This window comes from Citricoccus sp. NR2, from assembly GCF_027594385.1.
Taxonomy (GTDB): domain Bacteria; phylum Actinomycetota; class Actinomycetes; order Actinomycetales; family Micrococcaceae; genus CmP2.
The window spans coordinates 3094721-3119284 of record NZ_CP115154.1; the positions used below are offsets into that span (position 1 = coordinate 3094721).

At 64.7% G+C, this 24564-nt stretch carries 19 protein-coding genes and 1 pseudogene; 7 read left to right on the top strand and 13 right to left on the bottom strand.

Going from position 1 to position 24564, the window contains the following annotated elements; all coding sequences use genetic code 11:
* The first annotated feature begins 3 nt into the window (after nt 1-3).
* Nucleotides 4-240: a hypothetical protein gene (locus tag O1A05_RS14595; RefSeq protein ID WP_119297042.1), complete on the top strand. Its 237-nt coding sequence runs from the start codon at nt 4-6 to the stop codon at nt 238-240.
* Between the two features lie 90 nt (nt 241-330).
* Here the strand turns inward: O1A05_RS14595 and O1A05_RS14600 are convergent, their stop codons facing one another.
* From O1A05_RS14600 to O1A05_RS14645, 10 genes and pseudogenes are all read right to left on the bottom strand, one after another.
* Nucleotides 331-2139, bottom strand: coding sequence for an ABC-F family ATP-binding cassette domain-containing protein (locus O1A05_RS14600; RefSeq protein ID WP_270105894.1), 1809 nt, complete (start codon nt 2137-2139; stop codon nt 331-333).
* Between the two features lie 134 nt (nt 2140-2273).
* A pseudogene (locus O1A05_RS14605) lies at nt 2274-3593 on the bottom strand (ABC-F family ATP-binding cassette domain-containing protein); the annotation flags it as partial.
* Nucleotides 3594-3613: 20 nt separating this feature from the next.
* The gene (locus O1A05_RS14610) at nt 3614-4576 is read right to left on the bottom strand and encodes a GHMP family kinase ATP-binding protein (protein ID WP_270105895.1); all 963 of its coding nucleotides are present in this window, start codon (nt 4574-4576) and stop codon (nt 3614-3616) included.
* Nucleotides 4576-5484 carry a 16S rRNA (adenine(1518)-N(6)/adenine(1519)-N(6))-dimethyltransferase RsmA gene (rsmA, locus tag O1A05_RS14615; protein WP_270105896.1) on the bottom strand — a complete coding sequence of 303 codons (909 nt, stop codon included), beginning with the start codon at nt 5482-5484 and terminating at the stop codon, nt 4576-4578. Before rsmA ends, O1A05_RS14610 begins: the two co-directional genes overlap by 1 nt.
* Before the next feature lie 125 nt (nt 5485-5609).
* The gene (locus O1A05_RS14620) at nt 5610-6593 is read right to left on the bottom strand and encodes a resuscitation-promoting factor (RefSeq protein WP_270105897.1); all 984 of its coding nucleotides are present in this window, start codon (nt 6591-6593) and stop codon (nt 5610-5612) included.
* Nucleotides 6594-6717: 124 nt separating this feature from the next.
* Nucleotides 6718-7689, bottom strand: a complete 972-nt coding sequence (locus O1A05_RS14625) for a TatD family hydrolase (protein WP_270105898.1) — start codon at nt 7687-7689, stop codon at nt 6718-6720.
* A gap of 19 nt (nt 7690-7708) precedes the next feature.
* Nucleotides 7709-8377: a GntR family transcriptional regulator gene (locus O1A05_RS14630; RefSeq protein WP_270105899.1), complete on the bottom strand. Its 669-nt coding sequence runs from the start codon at nt 8375-8377 to the stop codon at nt 7709-7711.
* 36 nt (nt 8378-8413) lie between these two features.
* The gene (locus O1A05_RS14635) at nt 8414-9229 is read right to left on the bottom strand and encodes an IclR family transcriptional regulator (protein ID WP_270105900.1); all 816 of its coding nucleotides are present in this window, start codon (nt 9227-9229) and stop codon (nt 8414-8416) included.
* Nucleotides 9230-9354: 125 nt separating this feature from the next.
* Complete coding sequence (locus O1A05_RS14640) at nt 9355-10602, bottom strand: M24 family metallopeptidase (protein ID WP_270105901.1); 1248 nt, start codon at nt 10600-10602, stop codon at nt 9355-9357.
* A 30-nt stretch (nt 10603-10632) separates the two neighbouring features.
* Entirely contained in the window at nt 10633-12360 is a 1728-nt protein-coding gene (locus O1A05_RS14645; RefSeq protein ID WP_270105902.1) for a BCCT family transporter, read from the bottom strand.
* Between the two features lie 265 nt (nt 12361-12625).
* Here O1A05_RS14645 and glyA point away from each other — a divergent pair, with 265 nt between their 5' ends.
* The 6 genes from glyA to O1A05_RS14675 are packed head-to-tail and all read left to right on the top strand — an operon-like array spanning nt 12626 to nt 20504.
* Nucleotides 12626-13957 (top strand): serine hydroxymethyltransferase, encoded by a 1332-nt coding sequence (glyA, locus tag O1A05_RS14650; RefSeq protein WP_270105903.1) that lies wholly within the window; start codon nt 12626-12628, stop codon nt 13955-13957.
* A gap of 2 nt (nt 13958-13959) precedes the next feature.
* A complete protein-coding gene (locus O1A05_RS14655) occupies nt 13960-15177 on the top strand; it encodes a sarcosine oxidase subunit beta family protein (protein WP_270105904.1) in 1218 nt (405 codons plus the stop codon).
* A 36-nt stretch (nt 15178-15213) separates the two neighbouring features.
* On the top strand, nt 15214-15516 hold the full coding sequence (locus O1A05_RS14660) for a sarcosine oxidase subunit delta (protein WP_270105905.1): 303 nt from the start codon (nt 15214-15216) through the stop codon (nt 15514-15516).
* Complete coding sequence (locus tag O1A05_RS14665; protein WP_270105906.1) at nt 15516-18467, top strand: glycine cleavage T C-terminal barrel domain-containing protein; 2952 nt, start codon at nt 15516-15518, stop codon at nt 18465-18467. The genes O1A05_RS14660 and O1A05_RS14665 overlap by 1 nt, the downstream gene beginning before the upstream one ends.
* A complete protein-coding gene (locus tag O1A05_RS14670) occupies nt 18460-19089 on the top strand; it encodes a sarcosine oxidase subunit gamma (RefSeq protein ID WP_270105907.1) in 630 nt (209 codons plus the stop codon). The genes O1A05_RS14665 and O1A05_RS14670 overlap by 8 nt, the downstream gene beginning before the upstream one ends.
* Entirely contained in the window at nt 19086-20504 is a 1419-nt protein-coding gene (locus O1A05_RS14675; protein ID WP_270105908.1) for an L-serine ammonia-lyase, read from the top strand. Before O1A05_RS14670 ends, O1A05_RS14675 begins: the two co-directional genes overlap by 4 nt.
* A gap of 265 nt (nt 20505-20769) precedes the next feature.
* Here the strand turns inward: O1A05_RS14675 and O1A05_RS14680 are convergent, their stop codons facing one another.
* The 3 genes from O1A05_RS14680 to rsmI all read right to left on the bottom strand — a co-directional run bounded on the left by O1A05_RS14680 (nt 20770) and on the right by rsmI (nt 24562).
* Nucleotides 20770-21867, bottom strand: a complete 1098-nt coding sequence (locus O1A05_RS14680; RefSeq protein WP_270105909.1) for a pyridoxal-phosphate-dependent aminotransferase family protein — start codon at nt 21865-21867, stop codon at nt 20770-20772.
* A gap of 170 nt (nt 21868-22037) precedes the next feature.
* Nucleotides 22038-23519 carry an NAD-dependent succinate-semialdehyde dehydrogenase gene (locus O1A05_RS14685; RefSeq protein WP_270105910.1) on the bottom strand — a complete coding sequence of 494 codons (1482 nt, stop codon included), beginning with the start codon at nt 23517-23519 and terminating at the stop codon, nt 22038-22040.
* A 200-nt stretch (nt 23520-23719) separates the two neighbouring features.
* Nucleotides 23720-24562 carry a 16S rRNA (cytidine(1402)-2'-O)-methyltransferase gene (rsmI, locus tag O1A05_RS14690; protein ID WP_270105911.1) on the bottom strand — a complete coding sequence of 281 codons (843 nt, stop codon included), beginning with the start codon at nt 24560-24562 and terminating at the stop codon, nt 23720-23722.
* Between the last annotated feature and the right edge of the window lie 2 nt (nt 24563-24564).

Below are 24564 nucleotides of genomic sequence, written 5' to 3' on the forward strand. Positions count from 1 at the left end.
ACGATGGGTAAGTACGTGAAGAAGACCTCGCGGCGTCGGTACGACGAACGACATTTCTCTATCAGGGCGGTGCATCGCGAACCACCCGATCTGCACAAGCTGTCGGAGATGCTGATCCGTCTCACGTTGCAGGAGATCGGAGAATCACGAGCCAGTCGTCGCGCCGAAGAGGTTCCCGAGACCTACCGAGAACCCACCCCCGCCGAAACAAGAAACGAGCACAGACCGCCGCAGGCCTGATCACCCCGGTCATCGGGATCAGCATTCGCGCCTGTCGCTCACGAAGCGGCAGGCGCGAACCTCTGTCTGCGGGGCGGGAGCCCTGGCCCGTCAGCTGATCGACTCGGACAGCTCCAGCCACCGCTCTTCGAGCTCGGCGACCTCGCCCTCCGCCTCGCGCAGCTCATCGGTATGGCCTTGCAGGCCCCCGTAGTCGCTCTGATCGTGGTCGGCGAGACGCTGATGGATGCGGTCGATGCTTCCCGACAGCTTCTCCAGCCGGCGTTCGATCGCGCCGATCTCCTTCTGCACCGCCCGGCGCTCCGCACCCGACAACTCCGAAGACGAAGGCGACGATGGTTTCTGTTCGGCGGCCTGGGCGCTCATCGGCGACGGGGTCACGGCCTGCTGCTCCTGCGCGGCTCGCAGCCGCAGGTACTCATCCACCCCGCCCGGCACATGCCGCAGCCCGTCGTCCAAGATGGCGTACTGCTGGTCCGTGACCCGCTCCAGCAGGTAGCGGTCGTGCGAGACCACGATCAGCGTGCCCGGCCAGGAGTCCAGTAGGTCTTCCAACGCGGCGAGCATGTCCGCATCAACGTCGTTCGTAGGCTCGTCTAGTAGCAGCAAGTTCGGCTCACTGAGCAGCAGCATCAGCAGCTGCAGCCGCCGCTTCTGCCCGCCGGAGAGGTCATCGACGCGTGCCGAGAGGTGTTCGCGGGCGAAGCCGAGCCGTTCCAGCAGCTGCGCCGGGGTGAGGTCTTTCCCGTCGATCTGGAACGTGGTCTTGGTGCGGGCCAGGACCTCGCGCACCCGGTCACCGCCGATATCGGCGAGCTGGGAGAACTGCTGATCGAGGATGCCGACCTGCACCGTCTTACCCCGCTTGACCCGTCCCTCGGTCGGCTCCAGGGTGCCGCAGATCAGTCCGAGCAGCGTCGACTTGCCCGCACCGTTCGCGCCCAAGATGCCGGTGCGCTCACCAGGGGCGATCCGCCAGGTCACGTCATCGAGGATCGTCCGGTCCCCGAAGCTCACGCTCGCGTCTTCCAGGTCCACGACCTGCTTGCCCAAACGTGCGACAGCGACCCGCTGCAACTCGATGGGGTTGCGCACCGGCGGCACGTCAGCGATCAGCTCGTTGGCCGCGTCGATCCGAAACTTCGGCTTCGACGTCCGCGCCGGAGCACCCCGCCTCAGCCAGGCCAGCTCCTTGCGCATCAGGTTCTGCCGCTTGCTCTCGGCCGCAGCCGCCATTCGATCTCGCTCGACCCGCTGGAGCACGTAGGCGGCATAGCCGCCCTCGAACGGCTCGACCGTGCCGTCGTGCACCTCCCAGGTCTCGGTGCAGACCTCATCGAGGAACCAGCGATCGTGGGTGATGACCAGAAGCCCGCCGCTGTTCTTGGGCCAGCGTCGCTTCATGTGCTCAGCCAGCCAAGCGATACCCTCCACATCAAGATGGTTCGTAGGCTCATCTAGCGCGATGAGCTCGTAGTCACCCACCAACAAGGCGGCGAGGGCTACGCGTCGCCGCTGCCCGCCGCTGAGCCGGCCGATCACCGCATCCCAGGAGATGTCCGAGACCAGACCGCCGATCACATCGCGGATGCGTGCATCGCTGGCCCACTCATGCTCCGGAGCGTCGCCGACGATCGAGTACCCGACCGTGGCCTCCGGATCGAGGTCGTCACTCTGACCCAGGACCCCGAATCGCACGCCGCCCCGTCGGGTGACCCGACCCGCCTGCGGCTCGATCTGCCCCGAGAGCATCCCCAGCAGACTCGACTTGCCATCACCGTTGCGGCCGACGATCCCGATCCGGTCGCCTTCCTCGATCCCGACCGATAGCGAGTCGAAGACCACCCGCGTCGGGTACTCCAAGTGCAGCCCTTCGGCCCCCAGAAGCGGTGTAGCCATCAGCGACCACCCCTCCCGACCGGCGCGGTGCGACACGGCACGCCATACCGTCTCCCAAGGAGCCGACGTCGAGCATCAGGGCGTGACGTTGCCCTGCCACGACGGTAGAATCGAGGTGTCCGGAACGAACAACCCATCGAATTGTTGGGTTCATCGAGAATCAGCACATTGGGCTCGCTCAACAGCACCATCAGCAGTTGCAGCCGCCGTTTCTGGCCGCCGGATAGAGAGGCGACGTGGCTGGAGAGGTGTTCTCGGGCGAAGCCCAGCCGTTCCAGCAGCTGCGCCGGAGTCAACTCCTTGCCGTCCACGTTGAAGCTGGTTTTCGTGCGGGCCAACACTTCGCGCACTCGGTCGTTCTGGATGTCGTCGAGTTGAGAGAACTGCTGGTCCAGGATGCCCAACTGGACGGTCTTGCCGCGCTTGACGCGCCCGGAGGTCTGTTGCACGGTGCCGGCAATCACGCCCAACAGGGTGGATTTGCCCGCGCCGTTGGCGCCGAGGATACCGGTGCGCTCCCCCGGTGCGATGCGCCAGGTGACGTTGTTCAAAATGGTGCGATCGCCGAAGGATACGGAGACGTCCTCGAGGTCCACGACGTCTTTACCCAGCCGTGAGACGGCGAGCGCCTGCAGTGAGATCTTGTCGCGCACCGGCGGAACATCCTCGATGAGCTGGTTCGCAGCATCGATGCGGAACTTCGGCTTCGAGGTACGGGCCGGGGCACCGCGACGTAGCCACGCCAGTTCCTTGCGCATCAGGTTCTGGCGCTTCTGCTCGGTGGCCGCGTTGATGCGATCGCGTTCGACCCGCTGCAACACGTAGGCCGCGTAGCCGCCTTCAAAGGGTTCCACGATCCCGTCATGAACTTCCCAGGTGTCGGTGCAGACCTCATCCAGGAACCAACGGTCGTGGGTGATCACCAGCAGTCCACCGGCGTTTTTCGGCCAGCGATTCTTCACATGCTCGGCCAGCCAGGCAATGCCCTCGACGTCGAGGTGGTTAGTGGGCTCGTCGAGGGCCAACAGGTCCCAGTCCCCGATCAGCAGTGCGGCCAGAGCCACACGACGTCGCTGGCCGCCGGAGAGTTCGCCGATCCGAGCCTCCCAGTCCAGGTCGGCGACCAGCCCGGAGATGATGTCGCGGATGCGGGAGTCCCCCGCCCATTCGTGCTCGGCCATGTCCCCGACGATGGAGGCTCCCACGGTGGCATCGGCGTCGAGGTCATCGCGCTGGGTGAGCACCCCGAATCGCACTCCCCCGCGCTTGGTGACGCGCCCCGACTGATACTCGACGGTGCCAGCCAGCATGCCCAGCAGGCTCGATTTGCCGTCGCCGTTGCGACCGACAATGCCGATGCGGTCGCCTTCATTGATCCCAACGGTCACCGATTCGAAGACGGTTTTCGTGGGGTAGTCCAGGTGCAGCGCCTCAGCGCCCAGTAAATGTGCCATCCCCTCCAGGATAGTGAACCTCAGCGCAGCCGCGCGCCCTGGACCGGACCGTGCATGGGAATCGCGGCAATGCCGGTACGTTCTGCGATGCGCCCGGCCAGGTGGACCGCGTCTTCGGCGTCGCGGGTGATAAACACCGTGGCCGGGCCCGATCCCGAGACCATCCCGCACAGTGCGCCTTCATCCATCCCCAGGTCCAGCAGACTGTTGACCTCGGGCACGAGCACAAGCACCGGTGCTTGTAGGTCGTTGTGCATCATCAGGGACAGCACCTCGGCATCGCCGCGGGATAGCGACTGCATTAGTTCGGTGTCGATGCCCAGTTGCTCGCGTGCATTGACGGATTCGGTGCCGCGCAGATAGTCGAGCAGTTCGTACACTTCCTCAGAGGTTATCGTGACGGAGGCGGGCACAATGACCCCGTGCAGAGTGCAGCGGGTGAGGATCGGTGAGAGGGATTGCTCCGGGCCGACCGAGACGGCAGCACCACCCATAATGGCCAGCGGCACGTCGTCGTCGAGGCGGGCTCCCAGATCGGCGAGTTCTTGGCGCGATACCCCGGCTTCCCAGAGGGCAGCACAGGCCACCAGTACGGCGGCGGCGTTGGCGGCCTGTCCTCCGAGACCTCCCGAGAGCGGGATCTTGAGGGTGAGTTCGAGATCGACGCCGATATGTTCCGGGTCCAGTCCCAGGTGCTCGCGCAGTAGATGGGCGGCCCGCCACGCGATGTTGGATTCGCCGAGTTCCAGGTCTTCATGGTCCACAACAACGGCGGAGTCATCGTTGACGGTGACCATGATCTCGCCATCGTCACGTCGCGTGGCGGTGACGTCGTTTCCCAAGCTGATAGCCATGGCGACACCGGCGGTCTCGTGACGACCGTCTTCCTGCATCGCCCCGACCTGCAGGGTCAGGGTGACGCGGCCCGGCGCGAAAGCGGTGACGTGTCCGAAGAACCGGGCTGAGCTGGTCGCCGCGCTCATCACGACGTTTCTTCTGTGATGTCCGGGGAGGGGCGGTGCTCGGCAATGGCGGCGTAGTCCTCGATCGTGAGCACTTCACCGCGGGCACGCGGGTCCACGCCGGCGGCCACCAGTGCGTGCTCGGCCGCCTGCGATGACCCCGCCCAGGATGCCAGCGCGGCGCGCACCGTTTTGCGTCGCTGGGAGAAGGCCGCATCGATCACCGCAAACACCTCGTCACGAGTCGCTGTGGTGTGTGGTGGCTCGCGGTGGGTGAATCGCACCAGTCCAGAGCGGATTTTCGGCGCGGGCCAGAAGACGTTCATGCCCACCACGCCTGCTTTCTCGGCCTGGGCGTACCAGGCGAGTTTCACGGAGGGCACTCCGTAGATCTTGTTGCCGGGGCCGGCGCTGAGTCGATCGGCCACCTCGTCTTGGACCATCACGAGTCCACTGGTCAGGGTGGGCACCTCAGCGAGCAAGTGTAGTAGCACCGGCACCGCCACGTTGTAGGGCAGGTTCGCCACGAGTGAGGTGGGCCCGGTGGTCGCAGCTGCGGGCCGAGCCCTAGCCAGGTCGGCCTCGGTGACGTGCATGGCGTCGTCCGTGATGAGGCTGAATCGGTCTTCGGAACCGGGACGAAACTCGGAGACGGTACGCGGCAGCCGGGCGGCCGGAGTCGGATCGATTTCGATGGCGGTCACCGCTTCCGCGGCGTCGAGCAGCCCCAGGGTGAGTGAGCCCAGTCCCGGCCCGACTTCGAGCACGTGGGATCCTTCGCCCAAGCGGGCCGAGGCCACGATACGGCGGATGGTGTTGGGATCGATGACGTAGTTCTGCCCGAGTGTTTTGGTGGGGCGCAGACCCACTTCTGCGGCAATCCGACGGATATCGGTGGCAGACAGCAGGGAATCATCGGTCTCAGTCACGGAGTCCATCCTACGTGGTTGAACTCGACCCGGCGGATGTTATCCCCCGCCCTGCTGTGAGTGTTTAACGAGCGAAGGACCCGCTTTTCAGCGGGTCCTTCGCTCTAGGGTGCTCTAGGAGGGGATCAGCGCAGTCCCAGCTGGCTCGAGCAGTGCGGCCACTGGCCCCAGCCGGCAGCGGCCTGCAGCTTGGTGGCCACGGCGATCTGCTCGGCAGGAGTTGCCTGGTGCGGCAGCGGCGCGTACTGGGTGCCGCCCATCGCGGCCCAGGTATTGGGGTTGAACTGCAGGCCGCCGTAGTAGCCGTTGCCGGTGTTGATCGACCAGTTGCCACCGGACTCACACTGAGCCAGGCGCTGCCAGACACCGGAGGTCGGAGCGGAGGCTTGCGAGGCGCTGGAGGACTCGGAGGAAGACGAAGAAGAATCAGAGGAGGAGGAGGAGGAGGAGGAGGAGGAGGAGGAGGAGGACTGCTGCGGCTCCGGCTCCTTGGTGCCCACGGAAACGACCTCGGTGACCGGTTCGGTGGTCACCGTGGCGGAGATCTCTTCGCGCTCGGTCTCTTCGCCATCGACGGTGGTCACCTCGAAGGTCACCTCTTCTTCGCCGTCCTTGCCCTCGGTCTTGACCTTGGTCTTGCCCTTCTCCAGGCTGGAGTCGTCTTCCTCAGTGGAGTCGTGCTCCACGGTGCGGGTCTCGGTGACCTCGGACTTCTCGACGACCTTCACCGTGATCTTGGCGCCGTCGGTCAGGGCGGAATCCAGTGCTGGCTCGACGAGGTCGTCGGCTCCGACGGTCACGCCGCCCTGCTCCAGTGCTTCTTCCACCGTGGTGGCGGTGGAGACGAACTGTTCGGTGGCGTCACCGCGCTGTGCGGTCACGGCCTTCGGCAGGTCCACCTGGGTGCTACCCAAGGGGGCCACCGCCGAGGCGAGCTCAATGTCGAGTGCTTCCGCGTTCTGCGCCGAGCCGTCGGTCGGCTGCGCTTCCGCGGTGCCGGTGCCGTTGGCCTGGGTGAAGACGAAGACGGCGAGACCGCCGACGACGAGCGCCATTGCCGCTACCTGGGCGAAAATCTTCGACAGGCGGGAGTTGAGCATACGTGCCATGAATCAAGTCCAAATCGTTGCGAATGAGGGTTGCCCGAGCCTGTGCAGACCGGAGCCACTCATAGGACGATAACGGAACGATAACGAAGATCTCAAATTGATTACGAATATTGTGAGCGAACACTCAGGAAGCGTCGAAGGCTCCATAGACACGCAGGGTGTTCTCCAGCACCGTCTGTGCCATGGCTTCCTCGCTGATACCACGCACGGAAGCCAGCGTACGCAGGGTCAGCGGCGTCAGGTACGGGGCATTGGGACGTCCGCGATACGGATGCGGGGTGAGGAACGGGGCATCCGTCTCCACCAGCATCAGTTCGGGACGCGCGATCCGGGCGGCTTCACGCAGCGCGTCGTTAGCCTTGAAACTCACCGGGCCGGCGAAGGACATCATCCAGCCGCGGTCATTGCAGATCCGGGCCAGGGAAGCATCCCCGGAGAAGCAATGGAAGACCACGTGGCGTGGTAGTTGGTCGGCCTGGTCCAGAATTTCGACGACGTCGTCGTGGGCATCGCGATCGTGAATCTGCAGGGCCTTGTCCAGTCGGACTGCCATATCGAGGTGACGGCGGAACGAGTATTTTTGCGCATCGATGCCGTCGGGTCCGGTACGGAAGTAATCCAGCCCGGTCTCCCCCACCGCGCGGATGCGCGGATGATTGGCCAGCGTGAAAATCTCATCCAGCGCGTCGTCCAGTTCGCCGCGCTGGGCCATCCGGGCCGCGTCGTTGGGGTGAATGGCGACCGCTCCGAGTAGCCGGTGCTCTGCCTCGACTGCTTCCACGGTGAAGCGTGCGGCTTCCAGGTTGCAACCCACTTGGATGGCTCCGATGACGCCCACCTGTTCGGCGGCGTCCATGGCCTGGTGCACGTTGACCTCGACCAGACCATCTCTGAAATCCAGGTGAGTGTGGTTGTCGATGATGGGACCGACCAGTGGCTGTGGCGCTGGCGGATATTCCAGACGACGACTGCGTCCGGTTTTCTCTTCCCGACTCGAACGCTGGTGCAGTGCGGTGGGGCCTGAGGTGTTCGCGGGCTCCGGATCCTCTGTAGCACGGTACGCGGCGGGCACCTGGTCGATCGACTCGTTGGTCATGAATCCACTGTAATCAGGCTCAGAGGTTCGAGCGCAACACGTCTTCGAAGTGTCGGACGTGTTCTGCCGACAGCTCCGCTGCACGGTCCGCGTCCCCAGACAGCACCGCGTCGAGCAGGTCCAGGTGTTCCTGGACATGCTGTTCCACGTCCGGCACCCGGTCCAGCACCGCACACCACATGCGTGTCACCAAATGCAGCAGGCGGAGCAGGGTCTGCTCGAGCAGCGCTTCACCGGTGGCGGCGTACAACACGCGGTGGGTGTGCAGGTCGAGATGGATCAGCTCGCGCGGGGTGAGCTTGTCGTGATCGGCGGCGCGCAATTCGAGCAGTTGGTCCCGCAGTCGCTGCAGGGCTTCGCGCTGCTCACCGCCGTGGAGTTCGGCGCCGCGCCGCGTGGCCAGGGGGTCCAACACGGCACGCATATCGGATATCACCGACAGGTCCGTCAAGGTCAGCGGCGCAGCGAAGGTGCCACGTCGCGGGTAGGTGACGATCAGCTGGTCGCGCTCCAGAATCTTCAACGCTTCCCGTAGTGGAGTTCGTCCGCATCCCAGCTCGACGGCGAGCGCCTGCTCTTTAATGACATCTCCCGGAGCGATCTCGAGGAGCACTAGGCGATCAAGGAGGTTGGCATAGGCTTGTTCGGCGAGGGTACCTGCGGGGTCGTCCACACGCTGCAGGGTCATTTTCGCCCCTTTCTGCGTTGAATGCTAATGGGCTCCTTAGATGGTACCTGGTGGTATATCAGTTGTGCCGCCCAATCTGGATGACACTTCCGCCGCCGCCGCGCGGCAACGCTCCAGCAGCTCGGCACAGCGGGCTTCATCAACACGATAGGCCGGGGCGGCGATGAGCAGTCCAGCCACCGGTTCCCCACGATGATCCACCACCACGGCACACACCCCAACCTCGTCGTCGAAGGTTTTGCGGAAGTTGATGGCGTAGCCGGTGGCGCGGACCTCCTCCAGCTCGGCTTCGTACTCGTCGATCAGCTCGGGCCAGATAGAGGGTTCCGGCCCATCGCCGATCAGCGCACCGCTGGTACAGAGCTTCCGCGCCAACCCGGGTTCCTGGTAGGCCAGCAGGGCCATCACGCTGGCCGAGTGCATGGTGGCATAGCGGGTGCCCATGCTGGAGGTGTGCTTAACCCGTTGCGGACTCGCCACCTGCTCCACAGTCACCGCAGCTGAGCCGTCCCACACCATCAGCGCGGCCGTCTCGGCTGTCACCGCGGAAAGTTCAGTCAGGACAGGGTAGGCGAGCCGGCGCACATCCAGGGAGGCCAGTAGCGGACCGGCGATGCCGATCAGCCCGAGTCCCAGCCGGTATTTGCGTGAACTGGGAACCCTCTCGACCATCTGCTCGCCTTCAAGGGTGGCCAGCAGCCGCGACACGGTGGATTTATGCACCCCGACCCTCTCGGCGATTTCGGTCACGCCCTGTTCCGGTGCCTCGGTGGTGAAGCACCGTAGCACATTGATCAGGTTCAGGACGGGCGAGGAGGTGCGCTCGGAGTCAGCGTCAGCGGTGGATGACATGGTGGCATTTTTCCATGAAAGTTCGATGGGGGCCGAGAGCCGCGGTGCGACCGGCTCGTCGTTCGGTCGCACCGCGGCTCCGCGTCCTCCCCAGATGGATCAGTTCATCGTCCGATCTGCGGTGATCAGGCGTCGATGATGTTGTGCTCCGGGCCGAAGCCGAATCCGGTGATGTTTTCGGCACCGTCTTCGCCGACCACCAGGATGTCGTGCTCGCGGTAGCCACCGGAACCGGGCTCCCCCTCAGGCACGGTGATCATCGGCTCCATGGATACCACCATGCCCGGCTCGAGTACGGTGTCGATATCCTCGCGCAGTTCCAGGCCGGCTTCGCGCCCGTAGTAGTGCGAGAGCACACCGAAGGAGTGGCCATAACCGAAGGTACGGTTCGGCAGCAGTCCGTAGCCGATGTAGATCTCGTTGAGCTCGGCGGCAATATCCTTGCAGACCGCACCGGGCTTGATGAGTTCCAGTCCCCGACGGTGCACCTCGACGTTGACGTTCCACAGCTCAAGGCTGCGCTCGTCAGGCTGGCCGAGGAACAGCGTACGCTCCAGAGCCGTGTAGTAGCCCGAGGTCATCGGGAAGCAGTTCAGCGAGAGGATGTCGCCGCGCTGCAGCTTGCGGGTGGTGGCCCAGTTGTGGGCACCATCCGTGTTGATTCCGGACTGGAACCACACCCAGGTGTCGCGGACCTCGCGATGTGGGAAGGTCTTAGCGATCTCGTGGGTCATGGCCTCGGTACCGATCAGAGCCACTTCGTACTCGGTGATTCCCTCGCGAATGGCCTCCTTGATGGCCTCGCCACCCAGGTCGCCGATGCGGGCACCGTGCTTGATGACCTCAATCTCTTCGGCGGATTTGATCATGCGCTGACGCATGGCTGCCTGGGAAACATCCACCAGCTCGGCGTCCGGGAACGCGTCCTGGATCCGGGCCCGGGTCATCACGGGCAGGAAGTCATCTTCGACGCCGATGCGGGCTGCAGTCACGCCGTCCCGGCGCAGGGCTTCCTGCAGGCCGTAGAAGAAGTTGTCCCGCTGCCAGTCGGTGTAGACGATGTTCTCGCCATAGCTGGTGCGCCACGGCATGCCAGCGTCAATGTTCGCGGTCACGGTGGTCGAGTTCTCCGCGGTGACCACCAGCCCATAATTGCGGCCGAAGGTGGTGTACAGGAAATCAGAATAGTACTTGATGCCGTGGTAGCTGTTGAGGATCACGGCGTCGAGACCCTTCTCCCCCATGATGGCGCGCAGCCCGCTCAGGCGGCGCTCGAATTCGGCGTCAGAGAAGGTCAGCGGCTGCTTCTGCCCATTGTGCAGGGTCTTCAGGCGCTCGAGTTCGGCAACGGAGGCGGCGTTGTTAGGTGTCATGTCAGTACTCCTTAGTATGTGCTGGTTGGTTCAGTTGAGTGGTTGGTGTTTTCCGTCCTGGTAGGCGTCCAGCGGAATGCCGTCAGCATCCACGTTGTCGTCCTCGCTGAGCGGACGGGGGTCATTGATGGTTTTCTCCAGACGGCGGATCTCCTTGTTCCGGGCCCGCAGTCGTCGGATGAAATTGGCGATCATCAGCAGGATGATGATCGAGAACGGGAAGCCGCCGATGATGGTGCCGGTCTGCACCGTATCCACGGCATTGGTTCCGCCGATGAAGAGCAAGAGGATGGCCACGGTGGCGATACTGATCACCAGCACCACGCGGAACCAGGGCCCCGATTTCTTCGGCGCGGAAACGAAATCCGCCAGGGCGTAAGTACCGGAATCCAGCGAGGTGATGAAGTAGGTCGCCACGAGAATGGTCGCGGCTACCAGCAACAGGGTGCCGATCAGCGGGATGCGCTCCAGGGTGAGGAACAGTCCGGTGGAATTGTCTTCGCCCACGGCCGCGGCGATCATGCCGCCGGTCTCTTCGTCATAGCGGGTGGAGGCCGAGCCAATGATGCCGACCCACACCATCACGATCAGTGTGGGAACCACGGTGACACCGATGACGAACTCGCGGATGGTGCGGCCCCGGGAGATGCGGGCGATGAATCCGGCTACGAAGGGCGAGAAGGCGATCACCCAGCACCAGATGAACACGGTCCACCAACCCATCCAGGAGTCGGACCAGCTTTCCATGCCGGTTCCGGCCAGGCCGGCCTCCGTCCAGAAGCTCATCGCCGCGAAATTTTGGAAGAACGTACCGAAGGTCTGGGTCACGTTGGACAGGATGTAGACAGTGGGGCCGCAGATGAACACGCCGACGACCAGCACGATGGAGAGCACCGAGTTGGCCTCCGAGAGCCGTTTCATACCGCGGTTCACACCCACGAAGGCGGATATAGCGGTGAGCAGCCCGAAGCCGAGAATCACCATCAGCCACATCGTCGATGAGGTGCTCAGTCCGGTGAAGCTGGCGATACCGGAGGAGAACTGCATGACCGCGAAGCCGAAAGAGGTGCCGAGTCCGAGCACGGTGGCCATAATGGCGATGAGCTCGACCACCACACCGGCGGGACGCTGCAGTTTCTTGGGGAGCATGTCGACCGTGGCTTCACGGAACGTGAGCGTCTTACCCAGGTTGTGGTGGGAGTACGCCAGGCACAGCGCGACCACACAGTACATGGCCCACGCGGTGAATCCCCAGTGGAAGTAGGTCCAGACGATCCCCGGTTCACCATGAGAATCCGTGGCGGGAATCAACGGCGCTTCATTGACCAGCAGCATCGGCTCGGCCACAGACCAGAAGATCAGCCCAATGCCCTGCCCGCAAGCGAAGAGCATCGAGTACCAGGCGAAGTTGCCGTGCTCGGGTTTGGCGTCGGGGCCGCCGAGGCGGACCTTGCCGAAGCGGGAGAACCCAGCCCAGGCGCAGACGAGCACCGCAACGAGGGAATACAGCACGAACAGCCAAGCGAATCCGCTGGTGACGAAAGTGCGGCCGATCTCGATGACGCCGGACGCGCCGTCCTGGTTGGTCAGGACGAGCACGATGACGAGAATGATCAGAGTCGGCGGCGCCGCCATAATGATCGCCCGATCGAGTGGTGGAATGACCCTGCCACGGAAGCGCGGAAGACTGACTTTTCGCTCGCGCGCGGGGCGACGAGTCGGATGCTCTGTGTCGAACTGGCCTTGTTGCTGAGTCATCAAGGCTCCCTTTCTTCAGTGCTCCGAATGAAGCAGCCATTCGTTGCGTTGCGCGCAACCTTGTTGCAATGAATAATGGCAGTGAGTCACATCACAGTCAAGTGCTCTGCGGGCAATATTTCGGGAACGTTTCGGATACGCCCGTTCACTTGACAAGAGTGACGCTCGTCATAAACACTCTGATATATCAGTTTCAATCACCGTGCATATCTGGTGATCAACGTTCCGCGGTCGACCGGGCCGCACCGTTCCGAAGGGGGCCGATTTGTCCACCACCCAGCAGATCCCACACGAGCTCACCGCTCAGATCAGCTCCATTGATCCCGACGTCGCCTCGCTCATCGATTCGGAGCTCGGCCGTCAGCGAGATGGATTGGAGATGATAGCCTCTGAGAATCACACCGCCCTGGCCGTGATGCAGGCTCAAGGGTCGGTGCTGACCAACAAGTACGCCGAGGGCTACCCCGGTCGGCGCTACTACGGTGGCTGCGAGTTCGTCGATGAGATCGAGCAGCTGGCCATCGACCGCGTGAAGGCACTGTTCGGCGCTGAATACGCCAACGTCCAGCCGCACTCGGGCGCCCAGGCCAACTCCGCGGCCATGTCGGCACTGCTGAAGCCCGGCGACACCATCCTGGGTCTGAATCTGGCCCACGGCGGTCACCTCACCCACGGCATGAAGTTGAACTTCTCCGGAAAGCTCTACAACGTAGCTGCTTACGGTGTGGATGAAGAGACTCACCAGATCGATATGGACACCGTGGCCGAGGCCGCCCGAGAGCACCGGCCGCAGCTGATCATCGCCGGCTGGTCCGCCTACCCGCGCCAGCTCGACTTCGCCCGATTCCGCGAGATCGCCGACGAGGTTGGGGCTTACCTGATGGTGGATATGGCCCACTTCGCAGGCCTCGTAGCCACCGGCTTGCACCCGAGCCCGGTCCCCCACGCCCACGTGGTCACCTCCACCACGCACAAGACCCTGGCGGGTCCGCGCGGCGGCATCATCCTGACCAACGACGCCGATTTGGCAAAGAAGTTCAACTCCTCGGTTTTCCCTGGTCAGCAGGGTGGCCCGCTCGAGCACGTCATTGCGGGCAAGGCCGTGGCCTTCAAGATCGCTACCGAGGCCGGCTTCCGCGAGCGTCAGGAACGCACCCTGCGCGGTTCGGCGATCCTGGCCGAGCGGCTCAGTGCTGAGGACGTCAGCGCTCGCGGCATCTCGGTGCTGACCGGTGGCACCGATGTGCACCTGGTGCTGGTGGATCTGCGCAATTCCTCCCTGGACGGCAAGCAGGGCGAAGACCTGCTGGCCGCCGTCGACATCACCATCAACCGCAACGCTGTGCCCTTCGACCCGCGTCCGCCGATGGTGACCTCCGGCCTGCGCATCGGCACCCCGGCGCTCGCCTCCCGCGGTTTCGACGACGACGCCTTCCGCGAGGTCGCCGACATCATCGCCCAGACCCTGATCGCCGGCACCGAGTCCAACGGTGAAGACGGCGCCGCCGAGGAGTCCCTGGCCGGTCTTCGCGAGCGCGTGGCAGCCCTGGCTGAGCGTTTCCCCCTGTACCCCGACCTGACTCCGATGGGAGCCTGATCATGGCAAATCACCTGCCCGAGCACCCAGATTTCCTCTGGCGCAACCCCGACCCCAAGTCCAGCTATGACGTCGTCATCGTCGGCGGCGGCGGCCACGGCTTGGCCACCGCCTACTACCTGGCCAAGCACCACGGCATCACCAATGTGGCGGTGCTGGAGCGAGGCTGGCTGGCTGGGGGCAACATGGCCCGCAACACCACCATCATCCGCTCGAACTACCTGTGGGATGAGTCGGCCGCGATTTACGAGAAGTCGCTCAAGCTGTGGGAAGGTCTGCCCGAAGAGCTCGAGTACGACTTCCTGTTCTCCCAGCGCGGCGTGATGAACCTGGCCCACACCCTGCAGGATGTGCGCGAGGCCCAGCGCCGCGTGAACGCCAACCGGCTCAACGGCGTCGACGCTGAATTCCTGGACCCCCAGCAGGTCAAGGAGGTGTGCCCCATCATCAACATCACGGACAACATCCGTTACCCCGTCATGGGCGCCACCTACCAGCCACGCGCCGGTATTGCCAAGCACGACCACGTGGCCTGGGCCCTGGCCCGCAAGGCCGACGAGATGGGCGTGGACCTGATCCAGAACTGCGAAGTCACCGGGTTCTACAAGGACGGCGACCGCGTGATCGGTGTCGAGACCACCCGCGGGCGTATCAACGCCGGCAAGGTCGGTCTGGCCGCGGCCGGGCACTCCTCGGTGCTGGCGGAGCTGGCCGGATTCCGGCTGCCCATCCAGTCGCACCCGCTGCAGGCACTGGTGTCCGAGCTGTTCGAGCCGGTCCACCCCACCGTGGTGATGTCAAATCACGTGCACGTCTACGTCTCGCAGGCCCACAAGGGCGAGCTGGTCATGGGCGCGGGTATCGACTCCTACAACGGCTACGGCCAGCGCGGATCGTTCCACGTCATCGAAGAGCAGATGGCTGCCGCCGTGGAGCTGTTCCCGATCTTCGCCCGTGCGCACTTGCTGCGCACCTGGGGCGGCATCGTGGACACCACCCTAGATGCGTCGCCGATCATCTCCAACACCCCCATCGATGATCTCTACGTGAACTGTGGCTGGGGTACCGGCGGATTCAAGGGCACTCCTGCCTCGGGATTCACTTTCGCCCACACCATCGCCACCGGTGAAGCGCACCCGCTGAACGCACCGTTCAGCCTGGATCGCTTCGAGACCGGCCACCTCATCGACGAGCACGGCGCCGCCGCCGTGGCCCACTGACCCGCGGATTCGCGACTTCCAAGGAGCTGCACTGCCATGATGCTGATCAATTGCCCGCACTGCGGGCCACGCGACGAAGTGGAATTCCACTACGGCGGACAGGCGCACGTCGCCTACCCCGAAGACCCGCACGCGCTGAACGACCGGGAATGGGCCGAGTACCTGTTCTACCGGGATAACCCCAAGGGACGGTTCGAGGAGCGCTGGCAGCACTCCATCGGCTGCCGGAAATGGTTCAACGCCGTCCGCGACACCCACACCTATGAGTTCCTGGCCACCTACGGTGCCAACGAGACTGCCCCGGCGCCGGCACCGGCGACCGTCGAAGGGAGAATGTGATGAGCTCCTCCATCTCATCGACACGACTGAGCGACACCACCATCAACGCGCTCGGCATCGGTCACGGGCTGTTGCGCCCTGACGTCGCCGAGTTCACCATCACCGTGGACGGCGTCGATTACCCGGCCCGAGCCGGCGACACCGTGGCCTCCGCACTGGTGGCCGGCGGACGCCTGGACTGCGGATCCTCGCACTACGAGTCCCGCTCCCGCGGCATCCTGGCCGCCGGTGTGGAAGAGTCCAACGCGCTGTTACATGTGGCCGCCCGCTCCGATGGCGGCGTGGCCGAGTCCATGCTGCCCGCCACTACCGTGGCTGCGGTGGATGGCCTGAGTGCCGAGTACCTGCCCACTCTGGGTCGCCTGGATCCGGGCGACGACACCTCGGTGTACGACCACAAGTACGTTCACACCGATGTGCTCGTGATCGGCGCCGGTCCGGCGGGGGTGTCGGCCGCTCGTGAGGCCGCCGTCGCCGGGGCCCGCACTCTGCTGCTGGACGAACAGCCGATCCCCGGTGGTTCGCTGCTGTCCTCCCGCGGTGAGACCGTGGACGGCGAACCGGCGGTGGCCTGGGCCCGATCGACGGTGGCCGGCCTCACCTCCGACGCCGAGGACTTTACCTATCTGCCGCGCACCACCGCGTTCGGGTCCTACGACTCCAACTACGTGATCGCCGTGCAGAAGCGCACCGACCACCTGGCACCGGCCGAGCGCCCCGGGGTATCGCGTCAGCGCATTTGGCACATCCGTGCCGCCCAGGTCGTACTCGCCACCGGTGCACATGAACGCCCGATCGTCTTCGCCGACAACGACCGTCCCGGCATCATGCTGGCTTCGGCCGTGCGCAGCTATCTGAACCGTTGGGCTGCAGTGGCGGGTCAGAATCCAGTGGTGTTCACTACCAACGATTCCGCCTACGCACTCGTCGAGGACCTGGCCGCCGCCGGAGTCCAGGTCGCCGCCGTCGTGGATGCCCGCCCCGAACTCAGCGATACCGCCCGTGCGGTGCTGGAGGCCAACGGGGTCCGCGGTATCCCGGCCTCGGCCGTCATCGGCACCGAAGGCGAGGGCCCGCAGGACCGGGTTAGCGCAGTCACCGTCTCCGCCATCACCGACACCGGAGAACTGACGGGAGATACCGAGCGCATCGAGACCGACCTGCTCGCCGTCTCGGGTGGCTTCTCGCCGGTGGTGCACCTGCACTCACAGCGTCAGGGTGCGCTGCGTTGGGCCGACCATGTGGAGGCTTTCGTGCCCGGTGGTGTGGTCCGCGACCAGCAGACCGCCGGCGCGCTGAACGGCTCCTACCAGTTGGCCGAGGCCCTCGCCGAGGGCGCGACCGCCGGTCACGGCGCCGCCCAGGCCCTGGGCCGCACCGCCTCGCTGACCATCTCCACCACGGAGCCGTCCAGCACCGGAACCTTCCGGCCGTTGTGGTTGGTGCCCGCCCCCGAGGGCCAGCCCTCCGAGTGGCACACCCACTTCGTGGATTTCCAGCGCGACCAGACCGTGGCCAGCATCGTGCGTGCCACCGGTGCCGGCATGCGCGCGGTGGAGCACGTCAAGCGTTACACCTCGATCTCCACCGCGAATGACCAGGGCAAGACCTCCGGGGTCAACGCCATGGGCATCATCGGTCACCTCATCGGCGTCACCGATCCGGCGAAGCTGGGCACCACCACCTACCGTGCGCCCTACACGCCGGTGCCGTTCGCGGCCCTGGCCGGGCGTCGTCGTGGAGACCTCTTCGACGCGGCCCGCCGCACCTCCATCCACCCTTGGCATGTGGAGCACGGTGCCTTGTTTGAGGACGTCGGACAGTGGAAGCGCCCCTGGTACTACCCGCAAGACGGCGAAGACATGGACGCGGCCGTACTCCGCGAATGTGCAGCCGCCCGCGAATCCGTGGGCTTCATGGACGCCTCCACCCTGGGCAAGATCGAGATCCGCGGCACCGACGCCGGTGAGTTCCTCAACCGGATCTACACCAACGGCTTCGCCAAGCTCAAGGTCGGCATGGGCCGCTACGGGCTGATGTGCAAGCCCGACGGCATGATCTTCGACGACGGCGTGACCCTGCGCATCGCCGATGACCGTTACCTGATGACCACCACCACCGGTGGCGCGGCGACCGTGCTGGACTGGCTCGAGGAGTGGCACCAGACCGAGTGGCCAGACCTCGACGTCGTCTTCACCTCTGTCACCGAGCAGTGGTCCACCATCGCGGTGGTGGGACCGAAGTCCCGGGCCGTGCTGGAGAAGGTCGCCCCCGACCTGGATGTCTCCGCCGAGGCATTCCCGTTCATGGCGTTCCGGGAAACCACCCTGTCCAACGGAGTGCCGGCCCGCGTGGCCCGCATCTCCTTCTCCGGTGAGCTGGCGTTCGAGATCAACGTGGAGACCTTCTACGGGCTGAGCACCTGGGAGCTGGTGGCCGAGGCTGGGGCGGAGTTCAACATCACGCCCTATGGCACCGAGACCATGCACGTACTGCGCGCCGAAAAGGGCTTCATCATTGTTGGTCAGGACACCGACGGCACCGTCACCCCGCAGGATGCGGGCATGGACTGGATCGTCTCGAAGCTGAAGGACTTCGTGGGCAAGCGCTCCTACTCGCGCATCGACACCGCCCGCGAAGACCGCAAGCACCTGGTCGGCGTGCTGCCGGTGGACGGCACTACCCGACTGCCGGAAGGCGCCCAACTGGTCGCGGCCGGTTCCCCGGTCACCGCAGCCGACGGGCCGGTGCCCATGATCGGCCATGTCACCTCGTCCTATCTCTCCGCCGCCCTGGGCCGCCCCTTCGGCCTGGCTCTGGTGGAGAACGGACGCAACCGCATCGGTGAGATCGTCAGCGCCCCGCTGAGTTCCGACCCGAACGATGCGGTCGAGGTAGAGATCACCTCACCGGTTTTCTACGATCCAGAAGGAGCACGCCGAGATGGCTGAGAACACCCTGAACCACCTGCGCCGCACCCCGGCGTCCCATCTGGCTGATGAGATGGCCCAAGCCGAAGTCACCGGCGATCGTGGGGTGGCGCTCTTCGAGCTGTCCTTCCCCGTGCAGATGGTGATCCGTGCCCAGCCGGGCTCCCCGTCGGCCACCGCCGTCGAGCAGGCGCTCGGTGTGGCTTTGCCGACCGCGCACGGCCAGGTCACCGGCGACCCGCACGGCGCCCACATCATCTGGCTCTCACCCGACGAGTTCAGTTATGTGGACGTCTCCCGTGAACAGTCCCCCGGAGCCGACGCCGAGGCGGCAGCAAGCCTGGAGGGCCTGCCCGGCCAGGTCATCGACGTCTCGGCCAACCGCGCCGTCCTCGAGCTCACCGGGCCCTCGGCCCGGGCGGTACTCGAGAAGGGTTGTGCGGTTGATCTGCACGATTCCGGTTGCCCCACCGGCACCGGCGTCTCCACCCAGATCGGCACCGTCCCGGTGGTGTTGCATCGGGTCGACGCGGAACGATTCCGCATCTACCCGCGCGCCTCGTTCACGGACTATCTCGTCCGCTGGCTGATCGATGGCATGCTGGAATTCAATTACCAGGAAGTTGGCGAGGAACTGCTATGACGCTGAGCGTGCTGGACCTGTTCTCCATTGGGATCGGACCGTCGTCGTCGCACACGGTCGGACCCATGCGAGCGGCGAGACTTTTCGTTGACGAACTGCGTGACCGCGGGCTCGTAGCTCAGGTCCAGCGCGTCAAAGCAGAGCTCTACGGTTCCCTCTCGGCCACTGGTGTGGGTCACGGCTCCGATCATGCGGTGATCCTCGGTTTGCTGGGCCTACAGCCCGAATCCATCGACGCCGACGCCGCGCAGGGCACCGTAGAGCAGGTCATCTACTCCCGCGAGCTCAACCTTGGCGGCGAGAAGGTGCTGGCATTCCGCCGGGACAAGGACCTGATCCTGCACATGCGCAAATCGCTGCCCGGACACCCCAACGGGATGCGCATTACCGCTTACGATGAGGCGAAAGTGGAACTCCACAGCCGCGAGTACTACTCGGTGGGTGGCGGATTCGTCGTCACCGCCGAAGAGCTCGCAGCAGCAGACGGCGACGAGCGCACCACCGGAGGCTCCGGCGTCGAAGAACCCTACCCGTTTACCACGGCCGATGAGTTGCTGGAGATCTGCGAGCGCGAAGAATTGTCCATCGCGCAAGTGATGTTGGCCAATGAGCTGGCCCAACACACCGAAGATTACCTTCGTTCCCAGATCCTGGGCATTTGGTCGGTGATGCAGGAATGCGTTGAGAACGGTTGCACGCGCGAGGAGACCATTCTTCCCGGTGGTCTCAAGGTGCGCCGGCGTGCTCCCGAGTTGCGCCGGCGGCTACGCGAGCAGGAGGAGCTAGGGGTCACCAAGGATGCATTGTGGGCACTGGAGTGGGTGAACCTCTATGCGCTGGCCGTCAACGAGGAAAACGCCTCCGGTGGGCGCATCGTGACCGCTCCAACTAATGGGGCGGCCGGCATCATCCCGGCCGTGCTGCACTACTACACGCGTTTCGTACACGACGGCGAGGTGGGGTCGGCCGAGCAGGATGACGCGGTGGTCGAGTATTTCCTCACCGCCGGTGCGATCGGCAAGCTGTACAAGCTCAACGCGTCAATCTCTGGCGCCGATGTGGGCTGCCAAGGCGAGGTTGGCTCCGCCTGTTCCATGGCAGCCGGCGCGCTGTGCGCCGTGCTCGGCGGCAGCCCGCGTCAGGTCGAAAACGCAGCGGAAATCGGCCTGGAGCACAACCTGGGACTCACCTGCGACCCCGTGGGCGGGTTGGTTCAGGTGCCCTGCATCGAGCGCAACGCGATCGCCTCGGTGAAAGCCATCAACGGCGCCCGATTGTCCATGCACGGCGACGGCGAACACCGCGTCACCTTGGATCAGGCGATCAAGACCATGCGCGACACCGGCAAGGATATGAAATCCAAGTACAAGGAGACCTCACGCGGCGGCCTCGCCGTCAACGTCGTGGAGTGCTGACACCCTGACTTTGGTCAGATTTCGCAGGTTCATCTACTGAATCTCGAATGGCCCCGACTCGCTGTTGCGAGTCGGGGCTTTAGTTGTCGAGATACAAGCACAACTCATTGACCCCGATCAAGAAGACCCCCGAGAACATGATCAACCCAGCTTCAATGCCTCCCCCCGCTGAGGAGCAGTACCACGCCGCCCAGAAACAGCGGGTAGCTCAAGGTTGTCAACAAGACGGATCGGTTTCCTCGATTCTCCTGTTTCATTGCCGCCATCAGGCGCGGCTCAGCGCATCCTTGAGAGCAGTCAAGATCAAGGCGACCGAGGCGGGGTTGGCGTTCGGTCCCATGAGGCCGATACGCCACACGGAATCAGCGAACTGGCCGACACCGGCACCGATCTCCAGGTTGTATTCCTGCAAGAGGAAGCTACGCACCGAGGCCGAATCAACACCCTCGGGGACCCTGACGGAGGTCAGCTGGGGCAGACGATGCCCCTCAGCGGCGAACAGTTCTAGCCCCATCTCCTGGAGCCCGGCCTGCAGGCTGGCGCCGGCTTGTTCGTGGCGGGACTGCACCTTCTCGAGCCCCTCGCCGAGGATCCGGTCGATACCGGCTTCCAGGGAGGCGACCATCGACACCGGTGCGGTGTGGTGGTAGGCGCGCTTGCCGCCAGAGGCACCGGATGCATAACCACCGAGCAGACCGAGATCCAAGTACCATGACTGGGGCTTCTCGACCCGACGCTCAAAGGCACGATCCGAGAACGTGAACGGCGCCAAACCGGGAGCGACACCGATGCACTTCTGGGTGCCCGCGTAAGCCACATCGACGCCCCAGGCGTCAGCTTCGACCTTCATGCCGCCGATCGACGTCACCGCATCCATGATCAGCAGTGCCTCACCCTTGTTGGCGCCGATGGCCGACAGGTCCGAGCGCACACCGGTGGAGGTCTCGGCATGCACAGCAGCAATCACGGTGGGATTCGGGTGGGCCTCCAACACCCGCTGAGTATCCACCGGGGTGCCGTAGTCGTGATCCACCCGAACCACCTCGGCCCCGCAGCGGGCCGCCACATCGCACATCCGCTCACCGAAGAGGCCGTTGACCGCGATCACCGCGACGTCACCGTCCTGCAGCGTGTTCACGAACGCGGCCTCCATGCCGGCAGAACCTGTGGCACTCAACGGCATGGTGCGCTCGTTCTGCGTGCCCCACAGCGTGCGCAGTCCGGCGTTGACCCGGTCCATGCGCGCGATGAACTCTGGGTCCAAATGGCCCAGCAGGGGCAGACCCAGGGCGGCGGTGGCCTCTGGGTACGGGTTCGTCGGGCCAGGGCCGAACAGGTGACGATACAGAACTGGTGCGGTCATGTGTCCTCTTTCCTCGCACGCGCTGGTGCTCATTTTCCTCGATAATGACGTCTACTCTGATGCAGAGTATCCCGTGACGTCGGCAACATCCATGGTCAACGCACAGGAGCCCCGATCTTCACGACCAGGGCTCCAGAGGGAGGCTGACAGTCAGTCAGCCACTGAGTGCGTTACTGCGCAGCGTAGGGGTCGGCGATGCCGATGTACTGCACGGTGGTGTACTCTTCGATGCCCTCGGCGCCGCCTTCACGGCCCAGACCGGACTGCTTGACGCCACCGAACGGTGCGGAAGCATTCGAGATGACACCGGCGTTGAAGCCGACCAGACCGAACTCGATCTGCTCGGAAACCCGGAACATCTTGTTGACGTCGCGGGTGTAGATGTAGGAGGCCAGGCCATACTCGGAGGCGTTGGCCAGCTCGATGGCCTCTTCCTCGCTGGAGAAGGTGATGACCGGAGCCACCGGACCGAAGATCTCCTGGCCCAGGATCGGGCTGCCGCTGGACACCTTTAGCACGGTGGGCTGGTAGAAGTAGCCATCGCCTTCCACCGGGGCGCCGCCGGTGACGACATCAGCACCGGCATCCACGGCTTCTGTGACCAGGGCGTGAACGTCGTCGCGAGCGCCACCATCGATGATCGGTCCCACGGTGGACTCCGGATCGGTTCCGCGCAGCGGCTTGAGTGCCTTCATGGCATCGGCGAACTTCTGGGTGAATTCCTCGGCCACGGCCTCGTGCACCAGGAAGCGGTTGGCTGCTGTGCAGGCCTCGCCCATGTTGCGCATCTTCGCTGCCATTGCGCCCTGCACAGCAGCATCCAGGTCAGCGTCCTCGAAGACCAGGAACGGGGCGTTGCCGCCGAGCTCCATCGAGGTGCGCAGCACGTTCTCGGCGGCGTCCTTCATCAGGCGCACACCCACCGGGGTGGATCCGGTAAAGGACACCTTGCGCAGGCGACGGTCCTTCATCAGCGGGCCGGAGATCGAGGATGCAGAGGTACCCGAGACCACGTTCAGCACGCCAGCCGGCAGTCCGGCTTCCATCATGGTCTGGGCGAACAGCTGGGACGTCAGAGGAGTCAGCTTGGCCGGCTTCAGCACCATGGTGCATCCGGCAGCAACAGCCGGGGCGACCTTGCGGGTGGCCATCGCCAGCGGGAAGTTCCAGGGGGTGATCAGCAGGGAGGGACCCACGGGCTTGTGGGTGACGATCATCTTGTTCTTACCCTCGGGCGAGGTGAAGTAGCGGCCGTAGTGGCGCACGGTCTCTTCGGAGAACCAGCGCAGGAATTCGGCACCGTAGGCGACTTCGCCGCGAGCCTCGGCCAGGGGCTTGCCCATCTCGAGGGTCATCAGCAGGGCGAAGTCCTCGGCGCGCTCGGTGACCAGATCGAAAGCACGGCGCAGAATCTCGGCGCGATCACGCGGGGCCGACAGGGCCCACTCACGCTGCACGGCGTCTGCCGCGTCCAGTGCAGCGAGCGCGTCTTCGCTGGTGGCATCCTGCAACGACGTCAGCACCTTGCCGGTGGCCGGGTCGTGGACGTCGAAGGTCTTGCCGGAGGAGGCGTCACGCCATTCTCCGTTGATGAGCAGTCCGGTGGGAACCGAAGCCAACAGTTCCTGTTCACGCTGTGCCGTCACGGTCATCGCTACCTCTTTCATTCGTTCACGCTCGGTGTGCCCTACAGCGTAGTGCTGGGGTTGCTCCAAGCCGCGGAGACGGAGTGACGCCGAACCTGACGTCGTGCTTCCAGACTAGGGGGTCAGGGTGAGCTTGCGCACGTGTGTCTGTTTTTGTCGTTGTTGCCGTTGTTAATCATGGCGCTCATGCCGGTTAAGCATGGCGCTCATGCCTCGCGACGGGCCAACACTGCGTTGTACAGATCGCGGGTGGCCACCCCTGGGGCAGCGGCGGCGACCTCTTTGACCACGGATTTCAGTTTCTCCCCCGCAGACACCCGTTCTTCCACCACGCTGACCAGGGTCTCGAGGTCCGGGGTGGTCTGATCGGGCTGGTGTCCCTGGACCACGACGACGATCTCGCCACGCACCGTTCCGGCTCCCGCCCACTCGGCGAGACCAGCGAGGTGGCCGCGCACGACTTCCTCGTGCAGTTTGGTCAATTCTCGGCAGACACACGCTGGACGGTCCGGACCGAAGACCTCGCTCATGGCCTGCAGGGTGGCCGCCAACCGGTGCGGCGATTCGAAAAACACCAGGGTGCGGGAGTCTTCGGCGACCTCGCTGAGCCAACGGCGCCGCTCCCCTTCCTTGCGCGGAACGAATCCGTCGAAAGCGAAGCGGTCGCTCGGCAGCCCGGAAAGGGCCAACGCAGTGGTCACCGCAGATGGGCCTGGTGCGCAGGTGACGTCCACCCCGGCGGCCACGGCGGCTTGGACCAGCCGGAACCCCGGATCGGAGACTAACGGCATGCCGGCGTCGGAGACCATGACCACGGTGGCACCTTCGGCGGCCAGACGGACCAGTTCCGGGGCGGAGTGGGCTTCGTTGTGTTCATGGTGGGCCACCGTGCGTCCCCGGATGGTGGTGCCTAAGGCCCGTGCCAACTGGGCGAGAGTGCGCGTGTCTTCGGCCGCCACGACGTCAGCGGTACTCAACAACTCGCGCAGTCGGGCCGATGCATCGCCGATGTTACCCAACGGCGTCGCCGCCAAAATGATGCTGCCCATGT

Bases quoted from the DNA above. Each gene is read 5' to 3' on its own strand.
- O1A05_RS14655 (WP_270105904.1), top strand. From the start codon at position 13,960: ATGGCAAATCACCTGCCCGAGCACCCAGATTTCCTCTGGCGCAACCCC.
- O1A05_RS14640 (WP_270105901.1), bottom strand. From the start codon at position 10,602: ATGACACCTAACAACGCCGCCTCCGTTGCCGAACTCGAGCGCCTGAAG.
- O1A05_RS14610 (WP_270105895.1), bottom strand. From the start codon at position 4,576: ATGAGCGCGGCGACCAGCTCAGCCCGGTTCTTCGGACACGTCACCGCT.
- O1A05_RS14635 (WP_270105900.1), bottom strand. From the start codon at position 9,229: ATGTCATCCACCGCTGACGCTGACTCCGAGCGCACCTCCTCGCCCGTC.
- O1A05_RS14600 (WP_270105894.1), bottom strand. From the start codon at position 2,139: ATGGCTACACCGCTTCTGGGGGCCGAAGGGCTGCACTTGGAGTACCCG.
- rsmI (WP_270105911.1), bottom strand. From the start codon at position 24,562: ATGGGCAGCATCATTTTGGCGGCGACGCCGTTGGGTAACATCGGCGAT.
- O1A05_RS14625 (WP_270105898.1), bottom strand. From the start codon at position 7,689: ATGACCAACGAGTCGATCGACCAGGTGCCCGCCGCGTACCGTGCTACA.
- O1A05_RS14665 (WP_270105906.1), top strand. From the start codon at position 15,516: ATGAGCTCCTCCATCTCATCGACACGACTGAGCGACACCACCATCAAC.
- O1A05_RS14670 (WP_270105907.1), top strand. From the start codon at position 18,460: ATGGCTGAGAACACCCTGAACCACCTGCGCCGCACCCCGGCGTCCCAT.
- O1A05_RS14680 (WP_270105909.1), bottom strand. From the start codon at position 21,867: ATGACCGCACCAGTTCTGTATCGTCACCTGTTCGGCCCTGGCCCGACG.
- O1A05_RS14660 (WP_270105905.1), top strand. From the start codon at position 15,214: ATGATGCTGATCAATTGCCCGCACTGCGGGCCACGCGACGAAGTGGAA.
- O1A05_RS14675 (WP_270105908.1), top strand. From the start codon at position 19,086: ATGACGCTGAGCGTGCTGGACCTGTTCTCCATTGGGATCGGACCGTCG.
- O1A05_RS14645 (WP_270105902.1), bottom strand. From the start codon at position 12,360: ATGACTCAGCAACAAGGCCAGTTCGACACAGAGCATCCGACTCGTCGC.
- O1A05_RS14595 (WP_119297042.1), top strand. From the start codon at position 4: ATGGGTAAGTACGTGAAGAAGACCTCGCGGCGTCGGTACGACGAACGA.
- O1A05_RS14685 (WP_270105910.1), bottom strand. From the start codon at position 23,519: ATGACCGTGACGGCACAGCGTGAACAGGAACTGTTGGCTTCGGTTCCC.
- O1A05_RS14620 (WP_270105897.1), bottom strand. From the start codon at position 6,593: ATGGCACGTATGCTCAACTCCCGCCTGTCGAAGATTTTCGCCCAGGTA.
- O1A05_RS14630 (WP_270105899.1), bottom strand. From the start codon at position 8,377: ATGACCCTGCAGCGTGTGGACGACCCCGCAGGTACCCTCGCCGAACAA.